General features: G+C 67.7%; 15 protein-coding genes. 14 read left to right on the top strand and 1 reads right to left on the bottom strand.

Features of this window, described 5'->3' with window-relative positions; all coding sequences use genetic code 11:
* Positions 1-194 precede the first annotated feature (194 nt).
* Positions 195-1,055 carry a 2OG-Fe(II) oxygenase gene (locus tag ACCQ05_RS18020; protein ID WP_372391897.1) on the bottom strand — a complete coding sequence of 287 codons (861 nt, stop codon included), beginning with the start codon at positions 1,053-1,055 and terminating at the stop codon, positions 195-197.
* A 186-nt stretch (positions 1,056-1,241) separates the two neighbouring features.
* Here ACCQ05_RS18020 and ACCQ05_RS18015 point away from each other — a divergent pair, with 186 nt between their 5' ends.
* The 14 genes from ACCQ05_RS18015 (at position 1,242) to gspN (ending at position 16,368) form a co-directional block, all read left to right on the top strand.
* Positions 1,242-2,702 (top strand): beta-helix domain-containing protein, encoded by a 1,461-nt coding sequence (locus ACCQ05_RS18015; protein WP_372391895.1) that lies wholly within the window; start codon positions 1,242-1,244, stop codon positions 2,700-2,702.
* A gap of 77 nt (positions 2,703-2,779) precedes the next feature.
* Positions 2,780-5,428 carry a TonB-dependent receptor domain-containing protein gene (locus ACCQ05_RS18010; RefSeq protein ID WP_372391893.1) on the top strand — a complete coding sequence of 883 codons (2,649 nt, stop codon included), beginning with the start codon at positions 2,780-2,782 and terminating at the stop codon, positions 5,426-5,428.
* A 158-nt stretch (positions 5,429-5,586) separates the two neighbouring features.
* Positions 5,587-6,402: a type II secretion system protein N gene (locus tag ACCQ05_RS18005; RefSeq protein WP_372391891.1), complete on the top strand. Its 816-nt coding sequence runs from the start codon at positions 5,587-5,589 to the stop codon at positions 6,400-6,402.
* The gene (gene gspD, locus ACCQ05_RS18000) at positions 6,399-8,483 is read left to right on the top strand and encodes a type II secretion system secretin GspD (RefSeq protein WP_372391889.1); all 2,085 of its coding nucleotides are present in this window, start codon (positions 6,399-6,401) and stop codon (positions 8,481-8,483) included. Before ACCQ05_RS18005 ends, gspD begins: the two co-directional genes overlap by 4 nt.
* A 4-nt stretch (positions 8,484-8,487) precedes the next feature.
* Positions 8,488-9,975, top strand: a complete 1,488-nt coding sequence (gene gspE / locus ACCQ05_RS17995) for a type II secretion system ATPase GspE (RefSeq protein ID WP_372391887.1) — start codon at positions 8,488-8,490, stop codon at positions 9,973-9,975.
* Positions 9,962-11,170, top strand: coding sequence for a type II secretion system inner membrane protein GspF (gspF, locus tag ACCQ05_RS17990; RefSeq protein WP_372391884.1), 1,209 nt, complete (start codon positions 9,962-9,964; stop codon positions 11,168-11,170). The genes gspE and gspF overlap by 14 nt, the downstream gene beginning before the upstream one ends.
* 26 nt (positions 11,171-11,196) lie before the next feature.
* Positions 11,197-11,661 carry a type II secretion system major pseudopilin GspG gene (gspG, locus tag ACCQ05_RS17985; protein WP_372391882.1) on the top strand — a complete coding sequence of 155 codons (465 nt, stop codon included), beginning with the start codon at positions 11,197-11,199 and terminating at the stop codon, positions 11,659-11,661.
* Positions 11,662-11,668: 7 nt separating this feature from the next.
* Complete coding sequence (locus ACCQ05_RS17980; protein WP_372391880.1) at positions 11,669-12,169, top strand: GspH/FimT family pseudopilin; 501 nt, start codon at positions 11,669-11,671, stop codon at positions 12,167-12,169.
* Positions 12,153-12,530, top strand: coding sequence for a type II secretion system minor pseudopilin GspI (gene gspI, locus ACCQ05_RS17975; protein ID WP_372391878.1), 378 nt, complete (start codon positions 12,153-12,155; stop codon positions 12,528-12,530). Before ACCQ05_RS17980 ends, gspI begins: the two co-directional genes overlap by 17 nt.
* Complete coding sequence (gene gspJ, locus ACCQ05_RS17970) at positions 12,527-13,129, top strand: type II secretion system minor pseudopilin GspJ (RefSeq protein WP_372391875.1); 603 nt, start codon at positions 12,527-12,529, stop codon at positions 13,127-13,129. The genes gspI and gspJ overlap by 4 nt, the downstream gene beginning before the upstream one ends.
* On the top strand, positions 13,126-14,118 hold the full coding sequence (gene gspK / locus ACCQ05_RS17965) for a type II secretion system minor pseudopilin GspK (RefSeq protein ID WP_372391873.1): 993 nt from the start codon (positions 13,126-13,128) through the stop codon (positions 14,116-14,118). Before gspJ ends, gspK begins: the two co-directional genes overlap by 4 nt.
* Entirely contained in the window at positions 14,115-15,206 is a 1,092-nt protein-coding gene (gene gspL / locus ACCQ05_RS17960) for a type II secretion system protein GspL (RefSeq protein ID WP_372391871.1), read from the top strand. The genes gspK and gspL overlap by 4 nt, the downstream gene beginning before the upstream one ends.
* Positions 15,203-15,655: a type II secretion system protein M gene (locus ACCQ05_RS17955; protein ID WP_372391869.1), complete on the top strand. Its 453-nt coding sequence runs from the start codon at positions 15,203-15,205 to the stop codon at positions 15,653-15,655. The genes gspL and ACCQ05_RS17955 overlap by 4 nt, the downstream gene beginning before the upstream one ends.
* Positions 15,652-16,368 (top strand): type II secretion system protein N, encoded by a 717-nt coding sequence (gspN, locus tag ACCQ05_RS17950; RefSeq protein ID WP_372391867.1) that lies wholly within the window; start codon positions 15,652-15,654, stop codon positions 16,366-16,368. Before ACCQ05_RS17955 ends, gspN begins: the two co-directional genes overlap by 4 nt.
* Positions 16,369-16,658 lie beyond the last annotated feature (290 nt).

The following is a 16,658-nucleotide window of genomic DNA, read 5'->3' as shown; positions in this document are numbered from 1 at the left end:
CCCATGGATGGGTTAACGGCGTGTCCCGCGAGCGGTGAGGGCACCGCGCGCTCGACGCACCTAGCTCTTGACTGTCTCTGAGAGCCATCATGAGTCGACATCCTGTCGCAAGGAGCTGATCCAAGAGCTTGGACGGATCATCTTCAGCGAAATCGTCAAGCACCTGGCAACTGTGTACGCATTGATCGCCGCCCTCAGCCAGGCATGCGCACTGCACGCTCGCGTAGCCACTTGGTCGCCACCCATTTTTCGCCGGCAAGCACCGGTGCGCCGGCATGCAGGCTGCGCGTCATCGGATGCGGGCGGTCGTAGCTGAAGAACACCGCATTGCCCTTGACCGCCGCGACGTCCAGGTGCACATCGGGAAAACGCGTGGCGCCACCGCGTTCGGGCGTGTTGAGGTACATCACCAGCGAGGCGACGCGCTGGCCACCAGCCTGCAGCAGCACCGGCGTGCCGGCCGCATCGGGGTCGAAATAATCGTAGTGCGGCCGATACTCCGCGCCGGTGGCGTAGCGCAGCACCTGCAGCCCTTCGCCGTGATCCACTGGCCAGTCGAGCAGACGCGCGATGCGTGCCTCGATACGTTGGCACAGCGCATCCTGGCCCAGCTGCAGGCACATGCTGTCGCTGGTGCGTGCGGCGTGCACGATCTGCGCGCCACTGCCGTTGTCCACCGTGCGCGAGCGCGCCAGGCGCGGCTGTGCGAGCGCGATCAAGGCATCGCATTCTTCATCGGACAGAAAGCCGCCCAACACCACCACGCGCGGCAGCAGCAGGCTCATCAGCACGCGCACCTGGCGGTCGCCCAGCTCCAATAGCGAGGCATCGTCGTGTTGCAGCAGCGCCGGCACGCGGACCGGCAGCGGCAGGCCATTGGCCTGGGCATGGCGCTGGACGTGGTCGCGCACCAATGCCTCGACCGCGTCGATGGCGTCCTGCTCGGTCCAGCCTTGATCGATCAGCGGCTGTAGCGCCTGTTCGGGCGGCTGGCCGGCCAAGGCCTGCGCCAGGATCCAGTCGGCCAATGGGGTGGGAATTGCGGTGGATGTCATCCGGCTACAGTGCATGCTGGCGTGTGTCAGCGATATGTCAAATGTGTCGCGGTAAGACAAATGCAACAGACGGCCCCTATAAAGATGACGGGGATCTTGAACGTGCTCGCCACTGCGGTGCGCGGAACGCAACCAATTCTTGACGACTCCTCTTCATACCAGACCTTTGACCTGGAGATCAGCCACATGGCCGTTCGCAACAGCAGCAAGACACTTCTCATGACCTTTGGTACCGCCCTGGCGCTGTCTGCCTGCGGTGGCGGTGCCGACCGTGTGGCTTCGCCGGGCGAAGGCGCGTTTCCGCCTGCACCGGCGCCCGCACCGACGCCGGCACCCACGCCGGCACCGGCACCTAGCGGCCCGGCCGCCGATTGCCCGACCGGTTTTTCCAACGTCGGCACCATCGCCAACAATACGCTGCGCTCCTGTCAGTTGCCGGAAACCATCACCGGCAACCTGGTGGTGCCGGCCCGTGCAGGCACCGCGTATTCGATCAGTGGTCGCGTCAATGTGGGTACCGACCGCGGCGGCAATGCCACCGCACCGGCGGCCGGCAGTGTGCAGGGCATTCTGACCATCGAGCCGGGCGTGACCTTGTATGGTTCGGCCGGTAGCGACTACATCGTGGTCAATCGGGGCTCGCAGATCTTTGCCGAAGGCAGCGCCACCGCACCGATCGTGTTCACGGCACGCCAGGCGCTGGACGGCACGGTGAGCGCCAACACCATCGGTCTGTGGGGCGGCATCGTGGTGCTGGGCCGCGCGGCGATCAACAACTGCCCGGGCGCTACCGTGTCGGGCACGCCGGAGTGTCAGGCGCAGGTGGAAGGCACCAACGCGTTCTACGGCGGCAACAGCGCCACCGACAACAGCGGTTCGCTGCGCTACCTGCGCGTGATGTATTCGGGCTTCGAAATTTCGCCCAACAACGAGCTGCAGGGCATCACCCTGGCCGGCGTGGGCAGCGGCACGCGTCTGGACTATGTGCAGATCCACAACAGCTCCGACGACGGCATCGAATGGTTCGGCGGCACGGTCAACGGCAGCCACGTGGTCATCACCGGCGCCGACGACGATTCGCTGGATACCGATGCGGGTTGGAGCGGTGCATTGCAGTTCGGCATCGTGGTGCAGCGCGCCGGTGGCGGCGATCGCATGAACGAGTGGAGCAGCCTGCGTCGCCAACCGTATTCGCGCCCGAAGGTGGCCAACTTCACCTATGTGGGCAATGCGCGCGCCGGTGCGGCGATCATGCTCAACCAGGGCACCCAGGCCGCGTTCTACAACACGGTGGTCACCCGTCCGGCCGGTGGCACCGGTGATGGGTTGGTGTGCTTCAACCTGGCCGATACCGATACGCTCGGTACCTTCAACTCGGTGTTCTTCGCCTGCCCGACTGCGTTCGGCAGCGATCCGCGTGCGGCCACTCAGTTCGCGGCCGGTACCAACAACGTCGCCAACGGCGTGTCCACCTTGCAGAACACGTTCGTCAATGGCGCCAACGAAAGCGCGGTGCCGGCATTCCAGGGCTTGAACGGGGTGAGCAGCTTCTTCCAGCAGGTGAACTACATCGGTGGCGTGCGTGATGCCAACGACACCTGGTGGCAGGGCTGGACCTGCGGCCTGACCGCCGATCGTCCCTGCTGAGGCACGGCATCGCGCGGTGGCCCGATGCCGCCGCGCGATGCGTCCCGCTTCATCTTTCTGTTGCCAGGGCTCACACGATGCGAACCTCCACTGTTGCCCGTCTCTCGCGGACGGGCCTGTCTCTTTCCATTTCCACCTTGCTGATGTCCGGCGCCGCACTGGCGCAGTCGACCACCAGCGATGCTGCCGGCGGCAGCAGTTCCAGTGCCGCCATTGCGCCCAAGCAGCTCGACCAGGTCGTGGTGCGTGGCGAATACATTCCCGAACCGATGCTGCAGACCTCCGAGGTGGCCTCGTTCGTCACCCGCGAGGACATGGAGCGCACCGGCGACAGCAGCGCCGCGGTGGCGCTGACGCGTGTCACCGGCCTGAGCCTGTCGCGCGGCAAATATGTGTATGTGCGCGGCCTGGGCGAGCGCTACTCGTCGGCGTTGTTCAACGGCTCGCCGTTGCCCAGCCCCGAGCCGATGCAGCGCGTGGTGCCGCTGGATCTGTTTCCCAGCGATGTGCTGGCGAGCGTGACCGTGCAGAAGACCTATTCGGCCGATTACCCGGGCGAATTCGGTGGCGGCGTGATCGATCTGCAATCGATGACGGTGCCGGACAAGCCGTTCCTCTCGCTCACCGTGGGCGGCGGCGCCAACAGCGTCAGCACCGGCGAGAAGGGCCTGACCTACTACGGTTCCGGCGATGACGAGTGGGGCTATGACGACGGCGCACGCAAGCAGCCCGGTGCATTGCGCGATGCCATCGCCAGCGGGCGCCGTGTGGACCTGGGCAATTTCTCGCGCGAGGACATCCGCCGCATCGGGCGCAGCATGAACAATGCCAACCTGTATGTGCTGCAGGAAAAGGACAGCATCGACCCGGACGTCAATGTGGGCGCCAGCGCCGGCTACAGCATGGACATCGGCGAGGCCAAGCTGGGCATCCTGGCCGTTGCCAGCTACGACAACGAATGGCGCACCCGCACCGGCAAGCAGCAGGACGGCATCTTCGTCGGCGACAGCGTGGAGTTCAACTCCAACTACGATTTCGCCACCACCCGCAACAACGTGCGCAGCAACGGCATGCTGGGTCTGGGCTGGGAATATGGCCGTCACAAGATCGGCTGGACCACCTTGTACGTGCACGATGCATTGAAGGTGGCGCGCAGCCGTGCCGGCCGCGATGAGCTGGCCGGTTTCGATGTGCGCGACGACAACACCGAATGGTACGAGCGCCAACTGATCAACAACCAGCTGCTGGGCTCGCACGCGTTCGGCGAATACGACGATCTCAAGATCCAATGGCGCGCGGCAGTGGCCAATGCCAGCCGCGACGTGCCGTACGAAACCGGCATCCGCTATGAGTTGCTGGATGGCTACTGGGCGCACGATGCCTCGCGCGTGCAGAACTACACCCGTTTCAGCAAGGTCGACGACACCGTCGCCAGCGGCGGCGTGGACGTGACCTGGCGGTTGCCGATCGAGCACGATCTCACCGTCAAGGGCGGTCTGGCCTATCTGGACAACGACCGCAGCGCGTGGAACCGCGAGTTCCGCTTCCTGGCGCTGGACGGCCCGCTGCCGTTCCTGAACCAGTATCAGCGCGTGGATTATCTGCTCTCCGACTACAATCTCAGCAACGATCTGCTGCGGCTGCGCGAGACCACCGGCAGCTTCGGTGCGGCGGCCTACGATGCGACCTTGAAGGTCAAGGCAGCGTACCTGCAGGCCGAAGGCGAGATCGTACCGACCCTGCGTGCCACCGTCGGCGTGCGTTACGAAGATGCCACCCAGGCGGTGCATCCGTACGACATCTTCAGCGGCACACGCCAGGACAGCGTGGCGCCGCTGCAGAACAGCTACGCGCTGCCGTCGGCCACGGTGACCTGGAACTTCGCCGACAACCAGCAGCTGCGCTTTGGTGCGTCCAAGACCATCGCGCGCCCGCAGTTCCGCGAAATGGCGCCGCAGCAGTATCTGGACCCGGATATCGACCGCCAGTTCTTCGGCAACCCGTTCCTGGTCGACAGCGAGCTGGTCAATCTGGATGCGCGCTACGAATGGTTCTTCGAACCGGGCCAGTACGTCACCGTCGGTGCGTTCTACAAGGACATCGACAAGCCGATCGAAGCCATCGTCAACGACGCGCCCGGTGGCGGCATCGTGCAGAGTTTCATCAATGCGCCCAAGGCCAACCTCTACGGCATCGAGCTGGAAGCCAAGAAGTATCTGGACCTGCCGATCGCCGCCGATTGGTGGGGCGACAAGCGTCTGTTCGTGTCCGGCAATTACACGCGCACCAAGTCCAAGGTGAGCGCCAGCGCCAGCGACACCGTGCAGCCGTTCGGCTTCAGTGCGCCGGTGCAGGCCAACCTGTTCATCCGCGATGGCTCGGCACTGCAGGGGCAGTCGGACGATATCGCCAATCTGCAGATCGGCGTGGAAAGCGAGAGCACCAACAGCCAGGCCACCCTGATCGCCAACTACGTGGGCGAGCGGGTGTCGGCGCGCGGCCGCCCCGGCCAGCCGGACTACATCGACAAGCCGGGCACCTCGCTGGATCTGGTGATCAGGAAAGGCCTGGTGTGGTCGGGCGATACGCTGTCGGTGAACTTTGCCGCACGCAACCTGCTCAAGACCAAGTACCAGGAATACCAGCAGGTGGGCAGCAGCCGGGTGGACCTGTACAGCTACCAGCCCGGCATAAGCTATGACATCAGTGTGACAGCGCGCTTCTGATCCGCAGCGCGCGGGAAGGGCCGCAAACGCCCGCTGTGCTTGGCACGGCGGGCGTTTGCGTTTTGCCGCACATCGGTTTGTGTCGGCCCATGTCATCGGTTTCTTATAACTGACACATTGCTGCCGCATTCTGTCATCCGATCGCAATCGTGAGACGGATGTCTGTTTTGCAGCGTGTGTTGCCCTCGTTGAATACCGTCATGTCGCTGCGCGGCGCACGCACGGCCGTGCTCTGCGTGCTGGCCGTGTTGCTGGCGGTGCAGGCGCTGCGGCTGGTGTGGCTGGTGGTCACGCCGATCGGCCCGCTGGGCACGCAAGCGTCCGTCAGCGAGCCGACATCGGATCTGTCGGCACTGCGTCGCGACGTGTTCCATCGCAATGTCGGCGACCTCGACAGCGATGGCATCGTGCTGCATGGCGTACGTGCCGGCGGCATGCACGCGGCGGCCTATCTCAGTGACGGCGAGGGTGGGCAGGGTGCCTACCGTGTGGGCGATGCGGTGCGGCCCGGCGTGGTGCTGCAGGCGGTCGCCACCGACCACGTGCTGCTGCGCACCGGCAGCGGCATGCGCCGGCTGGCGTTGATCGAGGCCGCGCCGCAGGTGCCCGCCTCCACGACACCGGTCGCGGGCACGACAGCGGCAGGCCCGGCCGCTGCGGTGATGTCGAACGTGGGCAACGCGGCCGACGCTGCCGCCGCCGCTGCCGTGGACCCGCAGCAGCTGTTGAGCACTGCCGGGCTGCGCGCAAGCGAGGACGGCAGCGGCTTCACGATCATGCCGCGCGGTGATGGCGCGCTGCTGCGCCAGGCCGGCCTGGCGGCCGGCGATGTACTGACCCAGATCAACGGCCGCACCCTCGATGCCGAACACCTGCGCGAGTTGCAGGACGAACTGCGCGGTGGCCAGGCGGCCACGCTGACCTATCGCCGCAATGGCCAGACCCACACCATGACCTTGAAGCGCCCGCAATGACTGCCGTTCGCCCCCTATGGCTGATCTCGGCCACGTTGTTGTTTGCACTGCCTGTGATGCCGGCGGTCTCGCTGCGCGCGGCCGATGCGCCGGCGGTGCGCCTGCAGGATGTGGATCTGCGCGCCTTCATCCAGGATGTCTCGCGTGCCACCGGCATCACCTTCATCGTGGACACGCGCGTGCAGGGCACGGTGAACGTGGCGCGCGCGCAGGCCATGTCCGAGGCCGATCTGCTGGGCATGCTGCTGGCGGTGCTGCGGGCCAATGGCCTGATTGCGGTGTCCAGTGGCCCGTCCACCTATCGCATCATTCCCGACGACACCGCCGCGCAGCAGCCGGGCAGCGCGGCCAACGGCAACCTGGGGTTCGCCACCCAGGTGTTCACGCTGCAACGGGTGGATGCGCGCAGCGCGGCGGAAATCCTCAAGCCACTGGTCGGGCGCGGCGGGGTGATCATGGCGATGCCGCAAGGCAACAGCCTGCTGATCGCCGATTACGCCGACAACCTGCGGCGCATTCGCGGGCTGGTGGCGCAGATCGATACCGACCGCGCCGCCATCGACACGGTGACGCTGCGCAACAGTTCGGCGCAGGAACTGGCGCGTACATTGACCTCGCTGTACGGGCAGGCTGGCGAGCGCAGCGCGGTGCTGTCGGTGTTGCCGGTGGAGAGCAGCAATTCGCTGATCGTGCGCGGCGACCCGGCGCTGGTGCAGCGGGTGGTGCGCACCGCGGTGGATCTGGACGGGCGCGCCGAGCGCCGCGGCGATGTCAGCGTGGTGCGCCTGCAGCACGCCAGTGCCGAACAATTGCTGCCGGTATTGCAGCAATTGGTCGGGCAGACGCCGGGTAACGAGGCGCAGCCCGGGCAGGACACGCGTTCCACTGCGGTGGATGTGGCCGGGGCGAGCGGCGCTGCGCAGACGCAGGTGATCGCGCCCGCTGGCGGCAAACGCCCGGTGATCGTGCGCTACCCCGGCTCCAACGCCTTGATCATCAATGCCGACCCGGAGACGCAGCGCGCCCTGATGGATGTGATCCGCCAGCTGGACGTGCACCGCGAGCAGGTGCTGGTGGAGGCGATCGTGGTGGAGATCTCCGACACCGCCGCCAAGCGCCTGGGCGTGCAGCTGCTGCTGGCCGGCCGCAACGGCACCGTGCCCCTGATCGCTACCCAGTACAGCGGTGCCTCGCCCGGCATCGTGCCGCTGGCCGCAGCGGCGGCCGGCACGCGCAGCGGCAATGACGATGACGATTCGGCGCTGGAGCAGGCGCGCAACGTGGCCGCGCAATCCCTGCTGGGCCTGAGCGGCGGCCTGATCGGGCTGGCCGGGCAAAGCAACGATGCGGTGTTCGGCATGATCATCGATGCGGTCAAGAGCGACACCGGCTCCAACCTGTTGTCCACGCCCTCGATCATGACCCTGGACAACGAACAGGCGCGCATCCTGGTGGGCCAGGAAGTGCCGATCACCACCGGCGAGGTGCTGGGGGCGGCCAACGACAATCCCTTCCGTACCATCCAGCGCCAGGACGTGGGCGTGCAGCTGGAAGTGCGCCCGCAGATCAATACCGCCGGCGGCATCACGCTGGCGATCAAGCAGGAAGTCTCGGCCATCGCCGGGCCGGTGAGCACGCAGTCTTCCGAGCTGGTGTTCAACAAGCGCCAGATCGAAACGCGCGTGGTGGTGGAAAACGGTGCCATCGTCGCGCTCGGCGGCCTGCTCGATCAGAACGATCGTCAGACCGTGGAGAAGGTGCCGTTGCTGGGCGACGTGCCGGGCCTGGGCGCGCTGTTCCGGCACAAGTCGCGCAACCGCGACAAGACCAACCTGATGGTGTTCATCCGCCCCACCATCATCCGCGATGCGGCCGATGCGCAGCGCATGACCGCGCCGCGCTACAACTACCTGCGCGATCGGCAGCTGGCCGATGGCGACCCGGAAGCCGCGCTCGATGCGCTGGTGCGCGACTATCTGCGCGCGCAGCCGCCGCAGCTGCCGGCGGGTCCGTCGTCGGTTGCGCCGGCACCGGCACCGGCAGCGACGCCTGCGCCTGGCGCACGTCCGATGCAGCGCTGAGGCCATGACCACCGCACGCACCGCCATTTCCTATGCATTCGCCAAGCGCCATGGCGTGGTGCTGCTCGGCGCGCACGACAGCGCGCAGATCGGCCTGCGCGAAGGCGGCGACGTGCAGGCCTTGATCGAATTGCGGCGCGCGCTCGGCATGCCGTTGCAGGTGCGCACCCTGGCCCCGGCGGTGTTCGACCGGCATGTGTCGGAGATCTACGCCGACGCCGGGCTGGAACAGGGCGTGCAGGTCGAGGCCCTGGACCTGCACGGCAGCCTGGATTCGTTGATCGACGACATCCCCACCGCCGACCTGCTCGACAGCCAGGACGATGCGCCGATCATTCGGCTGATCAACGGCATCATCGCCGAGGCAGCGCGGCTGGGTGCCTCGGACGTACACCTGGAATCCTACGAATCGCGTCTGCGCGTGCGCCTGCGCGTGGATGGCGTGATGCGCGAAGCGGCCACGTTGCCCGGCCGTATCGCGCCCTTGCTGGTGTCGCGGGTCAAGGTGATGGCACGGCTGGACATCGCCGAAAAACGCATTCCGCAGGACGGCCGCGTGTCGCTGGTGATGGGCGCCAAGGCATTGGATGTGCGCGTGTCCACCCTGCCTACGCGCGGCAGCGAGCGGGTGGTGTTGCGTATCCTGGACAAGGAGCAGGGCACCTTGTCGCTGGCGCAGCTGGGCATGCCGCCGGCGGTGATGCACACCGTGCAGCGCGCCCTGCAGGTGCCCAATGGCATCGTGCTGGTCACCGGCCCCACCGGCTCGGGCAAGACCACTACGCTGTATGCGGCGCTGAGCTTGCTCAACGATGGCTCGCGCAACATCCTCACCGTCGAAGACCCGGTGGAATACGCCATCGACGGCGTCGGCCAGACCCAGGTCAACGCACGCGTCGGCATGACCTTCGCCGCCGGCCTGCGTGCCATCCTGCGCCAGGACCCGGACGTGGTGATGATCGGCGAGATCCGCGACACCGAGACCGCGCAGATCGCGGTGCAGGCCAGCCTCACCGGCCACCTGGTGCTCTCCACCGTGCACACCAACGATGCGGTCGGCGCGGTCACGCGCCTGCGCGACATGGGCATCGAGCCATTCCTGCTCGCCTCCAGCCTGCGCCTGATCCTGGCGCAGCGGCTGGTACGGCGGCTGTGCACGCACTGCCGCACGCCGCGCCCCTTGGACGCCGCCACGCGCGAGCTGATGGGGTGCGACCCCACTGCCAGCGTGTATGCGGCCGTGGGCTGCAGCGCCTGCCATCACAGCGGCTACGCCGGGCGCGTGGGCATCTACGAAGCCATTGCGGTGGACGATGCGATGCGCCGGCTGATCGGCGACAACGCCGATGAAGACGCCTTGGCGGCGGTGGCCTTCGCGCGTGCGCCGCGCCTGGGCGAGGCCGCGCGTGCAGCCGTGCTGCAAGGCCTCACCACGCTGGAAGAAGCCATGCGCGTCACCCGCCAGCAGGAGGATGCGCATGCCGCGGTTTGATTACACCGTGCTCGACCTGCAGGGGCGCAGCCGCCAGGGCGTGATCAGCGCCGACAGCGTGCAGGGCGCGCGGGTGCAGCTGGAACAGCGGCAGTGGGTGCCGGTGCGCGTCGATCCGGCCGCCGCCGCCACGACGACGTCGATCACCGTGCGTGCAGCGCGCTTCAGCGGCAAGGACCTGGTGCTGTTCACCCGCCAGCTCGCCACGCTGGTGGAAACCGCGCCGCTGGAGGAAGCCTTGCGCACCATCGGCACCCAGTCCGAGCGCCGCGGCGTGCGCCGGGTCACCGGCCAGACCCATGCGCTGGTGGTGGAAGGATTCCGCCTGTCCGATGCGATGGCACGCCAGGGCAACGCATTCCCGCCGCTGTATCGCGCCATGGTGGCCGCCGGCGAAAGTGCGGGCGCCCTGCCGCAGGTGCTCGAACGCCTGGCCGACCTGCTCGAACGCCAGGCGCAGGTGCGCAGCAAGCTGCAGTCTGCGCTGGTCTACCCGGCGGCGCTGGCCCTGACCGCCGGGGCGGTGGTGATCGTGCTGATGACCTTCGTGGTGCCCAAGGTGGTGGACCAGTTCGATTCGATCGGCCGCGCCTTGCCCTGGCTGACGCGGGCGGTGATCGGCGTATCCAATATTTTGTTGCAGGCAGGCATCCCGTTGCTGATCGCCATGGCGATCGCTGGGTTCGCGGCGGCCCGTCTGCTCAAGCGGCCGGCGCCGCGGCTGGCCGCGGATCGCGCCATCCTGCGCGCGCCCTTGCTGGGTCGGCTGATCCGCGACCTGCACGCTGCGCGCATGGCACGCACGCTGGCGATCATGGTCAACAGCGGCCTGCCGCTGATGGAAGGGCTGATGATCGCCGCACGCACCGTGGACAACCGCGCCCTGCGGCTGGCCACCGACAGCATGGTCACTGCCATCCGCGAAGGCGGCAGCCTGGCGGCGGCAATGAAGCGCGCGGGCGTGTTTCCGCCCACGCTGCTGTACATGGCCTCCAGCGGCGAGAACAGCGGGCGGCTGGCGCCGATGCTGGAACGCGCCGCCGACTACCTCGAACGCGAGTTCGAATCCTTCACCACCGCAGCAATGAGCCTGCTGGAGCCGGCCATCATCGTGCTGCTCGGTGGCGTGGTGGCGGTGATCGTGCTGTCGATCCTGTTGCCCATCCTGCAATTCAACACCCTGGCGCTTGGTTGAGCGCAGCCGTCCTTTCGGAGATCCATATGCACTCCATCCACTTTCTTGCATCTGCCGGCGCGCGTCCGCTGCGTGGTCGCGCGCGCGGCTTCACCCTGGTCGAGTTGATGGTGGTCATCGTCATCATCGGCCTGCTCGCCACCGTGGTGATGATCAACGTGATGCCCAGCCAGGACCGCGCCATGGTCGAGAAGGCGCGCGCGGATGTGGCGGTGCTGGAGCAGGCGCTGGAAACCTATCGCCTGGACAACCTCAGCTATCCCAGCACCGAACAGGGCCTGCAGGCCCTGCTCACCGCGCCGAGCGGCCTGGCCCGGCCGGAGCGCTACCGGCAGGGCGGCTATATCCGCCGCCTGCCGGAAGATCCATGGGGGCATGCCTACCAATATCGCCGCCCGGGCCGCAATGGCGGCTTCGACGTCTATTCCTTCGGTGCCGACGGTGCCGAAGGCGGCGATGCCGACAACGCCGACATCGGCAACTGGCGCTGAGACGCGCGTGCCGATCGCACCCGTCATCGTGCAGCGATGCGCACGACGCCACCGGCGTGCGGGCACGCGTGGTTTCACCTTGCTGGAGGTGTTGGCCCTGCTGGTCATCACCGCGCTGGCCAGCACGCTGGTGGTGATGACGCTGCCGGACACCCGGCGCGATCTGCACGACCAGGCCGACGGCTTGGCCAGCGCACTGATCAACGCGCGCGATGACGCCATCCTGAGCCTGCGCATGGTCGAGGTGATCGTCGATAGCGGCGGCTACGCATTCCGTCGCCAGGCGCGGCAGCAGTGGGTGGTGCTGGACGAAAAACCGTTCGTCGCCACGCGCTGGCCGGCCGGTGTGCGGGCGCAACTACCAGCCGGCGCCACGCAGCTGAGCGTGCGCTTCGATCCTACCGGTGCGGCTACGCCGCAACGCATCGCCCTGGCCGACGGGCAGCAACAACTACAGGTGCTGGTCGATGCCGCCGGCGGAGTACGGGTCGATGCGCCGCACCGGTAATCGCCAGGCCGCGGCCGGCTTTTCGCTGCTGGAGCTGCTGGTCGCCCTGGCCATCTTCGGCATGGCGGTGGTGGGGCTGTTGAACCTGTCCGGCGAAAGCACGCGCACGGCGGTGGTGCTGGAAGAACGCGCACTGGCGGCGGTAGTGGCGGAAAACCAGGCGATCGAGGCAATGCTTGCCCCCACCGCCGCTGCGCTGGCGCCTGCGCGCGGGCAAGAACGGCTGGGTGGCCGCAGCTGGGACTGGCAGCGCCAGGCCATGCCGGCCAGCGCCGGCATGGTGCGTATCGAAGTACAGGTGCGTGCCGCAGGCCAGGTGCAGGAAATCGCCAGCCTGAGCGTGTTGCGGAGCGTGCAATGAGCAGCCCACGTCGCGCGGCGGGTTTCACCCTGATCGAACTGCTGGTGGCGCTGGCGGTGTTCGCGCTGGTGGCAGCTGCGGCGGTGGTGGCGATGCGCCAGAGCATCGATCAACGCGATGCGGTCCGTGAGCGGCTGCAGCAGGTACGCGATTTCCAGCTGGCCCATGGCCTGCTGCGCAGCGATCTGCAACAGGCCGCGGTGCGGCGCACGCGCAATGGCGATGGCAGTGCCGCGCGCACGGCCTTCATCGCCAGTGCGCCGGGAACCCAGGGGCCGTTGTTCGGCTTCGTGCGGCGTGGCTGGAGCAATCCGGATCGGGCGCCGCGTGCCTCGTTGCAATATGTGGAGTACCGCCTGGTCGAAGGACGCCTGGAGCGCAGCGCACGCGCGGCGCTGGATGGCACGGCGGCCGCAACGCCGCAGGTGCTATTGCGTGGCGTGCGCTCGGCGGTGGTGGCGTTTCATTACCGTGCGCAATGGAGCGATGGCTGGAGCGGCGGGCTGGAAGCGCTGCCGGATGCGATCTCGCTGGAGCTGGACCTGGAGCAATGGGGACGTGTGCGGCAAGTGTTCCTGCTGCCGGAGGGGCGCGCATGAGGGCGCTGTATGCACCTGCGCGGCAACGCGGCGTCGCATTGTTGACGGTATTGCTGCTGGTGGCGGTGATGACCCTGCTGATGGTCGCGGTGCTGGACGATCTGCGCTTTGGCCTGCGCCGCAGCGGCAATGGCGAGGCGATGACGCAGGCGCAGTGGTATGCACTGGGCAGCGAAACGGTCGCGCGGCAACGCCTGCAGGCACTGGCCAGGCGCGACCCGCTGCGCACCACGCTGGATGGCGGCTGGAACGATCAGCCGGTCACCTTCCCGCTGGACGACGGCATGGTGAGCGTACGGCTGCGCGACCGTGGCAGCTGTTTCAACCTCAATAGCGTGGTCGCCGGCGCGCCCGAGCAATGGCAGCGCAGCGACGACGGTGCGCGCCAATATCAGGCACTACTGGAGGCGCTGGGCGTCACGCCGCCACAGGCGCAGGCGCTGACCGATGTGCTGGTGGACTGGATCGACAGCGACAGCCAACCCGGCGCGCATGGCGCCGAGGACGAGCAGTATCTGCAATCGGCCGTGCCGCTGCGGACCGGTGCGACCCTGCTGGCCGGTGTCAGCGAGCTGGCCGCCATCGCCGGCTACACCCCGGAGCGCATCACGTTGCTGCAGCCCTATCTGTGCGCGCTGCCGGAAGGGCGGCTGTCGCCGCTCAACATCAACACGCTGCGCCTGCAGGATGCGCCGGTGCTGGTGGCGCTGACCGAAGGCCGGCTGGAACTGGCCGCCGCACGCCGGGTGATCGCCGCGCGCCCGGCCGGCGGATGGCGCGATCCGGCGGTGTTCTTCAACATGCCGGCCCTGCTGCAAGCGGCACCATCGAACGCCGTGCTGCAGCAGGTGCAGTTGCGCACCACGTATTTTTCCCTCTTCAGCGAAGTCGAGCATGCCGGTGCGCAGATCATGCTCGAAGCCTTGCTGCAGCAAGACCCGGCCGGCCGCGTGCGGCTGGTGGCACGTCAATGGAGCCCCGATGCATGATGACCACGCTGGTGCTGCTGCCGGCCGACACCGCAATGCCGCCAACTGCCGTGCATGTGGATGCGCACGGGCAGGTGGTCTGGCAGGGCGAATGCAGCGCACGGCCTGCGCCGGCTGGACGCAGCGTGCTGGTGGTGCCCGGCGCCGATGTGCAGCTGCGCTGGATGGCCTTGCCCGGGCGCAGCAGGGCGCAATCGGTGGCGGCCGCGCGCCTGCAGTTGGCCGAGCACCTGGCGGCAGACGCGCAGTCCCTGCACGTGGCGATTGCTGCGCAGCCGGATGCCGACGGCATGCACCTGGTCGCGGCGGTGGACACGGCGGTGATGCAGCAGTGGCTGGAGCGCGCTGCAGGCGTTGGCATCGTTCCCGATGCGGTGGTGCCGGATTGCCTGCTGCTGCCCGTGCCGGCCGCCGAGCAGCCGCCGACACTGCTGCAGTGGGACGGGCGCTGGCTGTTGCGCGGCCCGCGTCTGGCCTGCAGCCTGGAGCCGCCGCTTGCGCAGGTGTTGATTGCCTCGCTTGCCGTCGCGCCCGTGCTGCCGCCGGATCCGGATCCGCAGCCGGCCATCGCGCAGTTCGCCCGGCATGCGGCCAGCGCGCCGATCGATCTGCGCCAGCAAGGCTTTGCGCTGGTCAGCCGCCAGCGCGCCGGCCTGCGCACGCGCACGCTGACACTGTTGGTTGCGCTATTGGTGCTGTCGCCGGTGTTGCTGCTGCTCGCGCAGACCCTGCGCTACGAGATCGGTGCGCAGCTGCTGCAGCGGCGCGCTGCCGCGCTGCTCGGTAGCAGCGGTGCCAACCGTCCGTCCGATGCGGCCGCACAGGCCGCCGCTACAGCGCCGAACGCATTCGCTACGCGCCTGGCAACCGTGTTCTCCGCAGTGGACTCGGCACCAGGCGTGGAACTGGATGCGCTGTCTTACCGGCACACCGGCGCAATACGGATCGCGGTGCTGCATGCCGATGCGGCGCAGCTGCAGAATGTTACTTCTCGTCTGCGCGATGCCGGCTGGCAGCTGCAACCATCGCCCAGCGAATCTGAGGATGCGCGCTTGCGTACCACCTTGCAGCTGGAGCCGCCACGATGAGCCAACGCATGCAGGCATGGTGGCAGGCGCGTGCGCCGCGTGAGCGCGGCATGCTGGCGATCATGCTGGTGGCCGTGGCGGCCTTCGTGGGGTGGTACGCACTGTTGGTGCCACTGCGACACTGGAAGGACGGTGCGCAGTCCCGTTATGACCAGGCCGCCGAAGCCCTGCTCGCTGCGCGCGCTTCACAACGCGCCGCTACAGTAGCCGCGGTCCCCCTTGAGCGCATTCTGCGCAGCGCCCGCGAGGCCACCATCGTCATCACCCATCACCGCGTGAGCCCAACGGGAGCGCTCGAGCTGCAGATCGATAGCGTGAGCAGTGCCAGCCTGTTTGCCTGGCTGGAACAGCTGCGCCAGCGCGAGCATCTGGCACCGACGCAACTCGACATCACCCGCCGCGACGGCCAACTGCAGGCGCACATCACCTTGCCGGGCATCGCGCCATGAGGGCACTGCGCTGGACGCTGCTGGGCCTGCTGCTGCTCGCCACGGCTGTGATCGCCACCTTGCCGCTGCGCCTGCTGTTGTCGGCGCAGCGCCTGCCGTTTTCCGCGCTGGAAGCGCAGGGCTCGATCTGGAACGGCACCTTGCGCAAGCTGCGCTGGAACAGCCTGCAGCTGGGCGATGTCGGCGTGCGCCTGCGTGCGGTGCCGCTATTGCGTGGCGAACGCCAGGTGCAGCTGCGTTCGGCTACCGTGCAAGCGGTTGCACTGCAGGGCGCACGGCAAGGCGTGGAACAGGCCAATGGCCGGCTGTTGCTCCGCAAGCCCGGCGGGGTGAGTCTGATGGATCTGTCGATCGATCTGCGCGATGTCCGCGCGGTCTTCGACGACACCCGCTGCATCCAGGCCGGCGGCGATGTGGCCTTGCAGATCGTACCCAGCGAGGGTGGCGAGGCCGCCGGGTTGCTGCCGCTGCGCCTGCGCGGCAGCCCGCGTTGCGTGGACGATGCAGTGGTGCTGGCACTCGCCCCCGATGGCGGCCTGCCGGATGGCGTGCAGTTGAATGCCGAACTGCGCCTGCAGCGCGATGGGCGCTGGCAGTGGCGCACCCAGGTCGAGCCAGGCCCCGACACCGCCCTGCAGCTGGGCCTGCAACTGCTCGGCTTCACGCAGACGCCGGAGCGCTGGCTGGTACGGCGCGACGAAGGGCAGCTGTAGATCTGTTTGCAGGGCCGATGGGCCACCGGTGCAGTGGGGGACAGCGACACGTCCATGGCGTAGCGCGCTGTCCGGCAGGACCGATCGGGCACGCTGCGGCCGACCCGTAATGCAATCGGTCTGAATCCCGATTCGGCACGCCATTGCCGCGGTCCTGGCAAGGCGTCTCGTCCGGCCCTGCCGCCGTGGCATCAGGCAGACCACTGCGCGATCGTCCCGAAATTTCATACCAGTGCGTCGGCCAGCCCGAGATTGAATTCCTCGCCGAATCCAAGCCTCATCTGCCCCTG

This window comes from Xanthomonas sp. NCPPB 3582 (assembly GCF_041475735.2).
In the GTDB taxonomy this organism is placed as follows: domain Bacteria; phylum Pseudomonadota; class Gammaproteobacteria; order Xanthomonadales; family Xanthomonadaceae; genus Xanthomonas; species Xanthomonas codiaei.
This window is presented reverse-complemented; position numbering and strand designations above follow the sequence as displayed.

Bases quoted from the DNA above. Each gene is read 5' to 3' on its own strand.
- ACCQ05_RS18020 (WP_372391897.1), bottom strand. From the start codon at position 1,055: ATGACATCCACCGCAATTCCCACCCCATTGGCCGACTGGATCCTGGCG.
- ACCQ05_RS18015 (WP_372391895.1), top strand. From the start codon at position 1,242: ATGGCCGTTCGCAACAGCAGCAAGACACTTCTCATGACCTTTGGTACC.
- ACCQ05_RS18010 (WP_372391893.1), top strand. From the start codon at position 2,780: ATGCGAACCTCCACTGTTGCCCGTCTCTCGCGGACGGGCCTGTCTCTT.
- ACCQ05_RS18005 (WP_372391891.1), top strand. From the start codon at position 5,587: ATGTCTGTTTTGCAGCGTGTGTTGCCCTCGTTGAATACCGTCATGTCG.
- gspD (WP_372391889.1), top strand. From the start codon at position 6,399: ATGACTGCCGTTCGCCCCCTATGGCTGATCTCGGCCACGTTGTTGTTT.
- gspE (WP_372391887.1), top strand. From the start codon at position 8,488: ATGACCACCGCACGCACCGCCATTTCCTATGCATTCGCCAAGCGCCAT.
- gspF (WP_372391884.1), top strand. From the start codon at position 9,962: ATGCCGCGGTTTGATTACACCGTGCTCGACCTGCAGGGGCGCAGCCGC.
- gspG (WP_372391882.1), top strand. From the start codon at position 11,197: ATGCACTCCATCCACTTTCTTGCATCTGCCGGCGCGCGTCCGCTGCGT.
- gspI (WP_372391878.1), top strand. From the start codon at position 12,153: ATGCGCCGCACCGGTAATCGCCAGGCCGCGGCCGGCTTTTCGCTGCTG.
- gspJ (WP_372391875.1), top strand. From the start codon at position 12,527: ATGAGCAGCCCACGTCGCGCGGCGGGTTTCACCCTGATCGAACTGCTG.
- gspK (WP_372391873.1), top strand. From the start codon at position 13,126: ATGAGGGCGCTGTATGCACCTGCGCGGCAACGCGGCGTCGCATTGTTG.
- gspL (WP_372391871.1), top strand. From the start codon at position 14,115: ATGATGACCACGCTGGTGCTGCTGCCGGCCGACACCGCAATGCCGCCA.
- ACCQ05_RS17955 (WP_372391869.1), top strand. From the start codon at position 15,203: ATGAGCCAACGCATGCAGGCATGGTGGCAGGCGCGTGCGCCGCGTGAG.
- gspN (WP_372391867.1), top strand. From the start codon at position 15,652: ATGAGGGCACTGCGCTGGACGCTGCTGGGCCTGCTGCTGCTCGCCACG.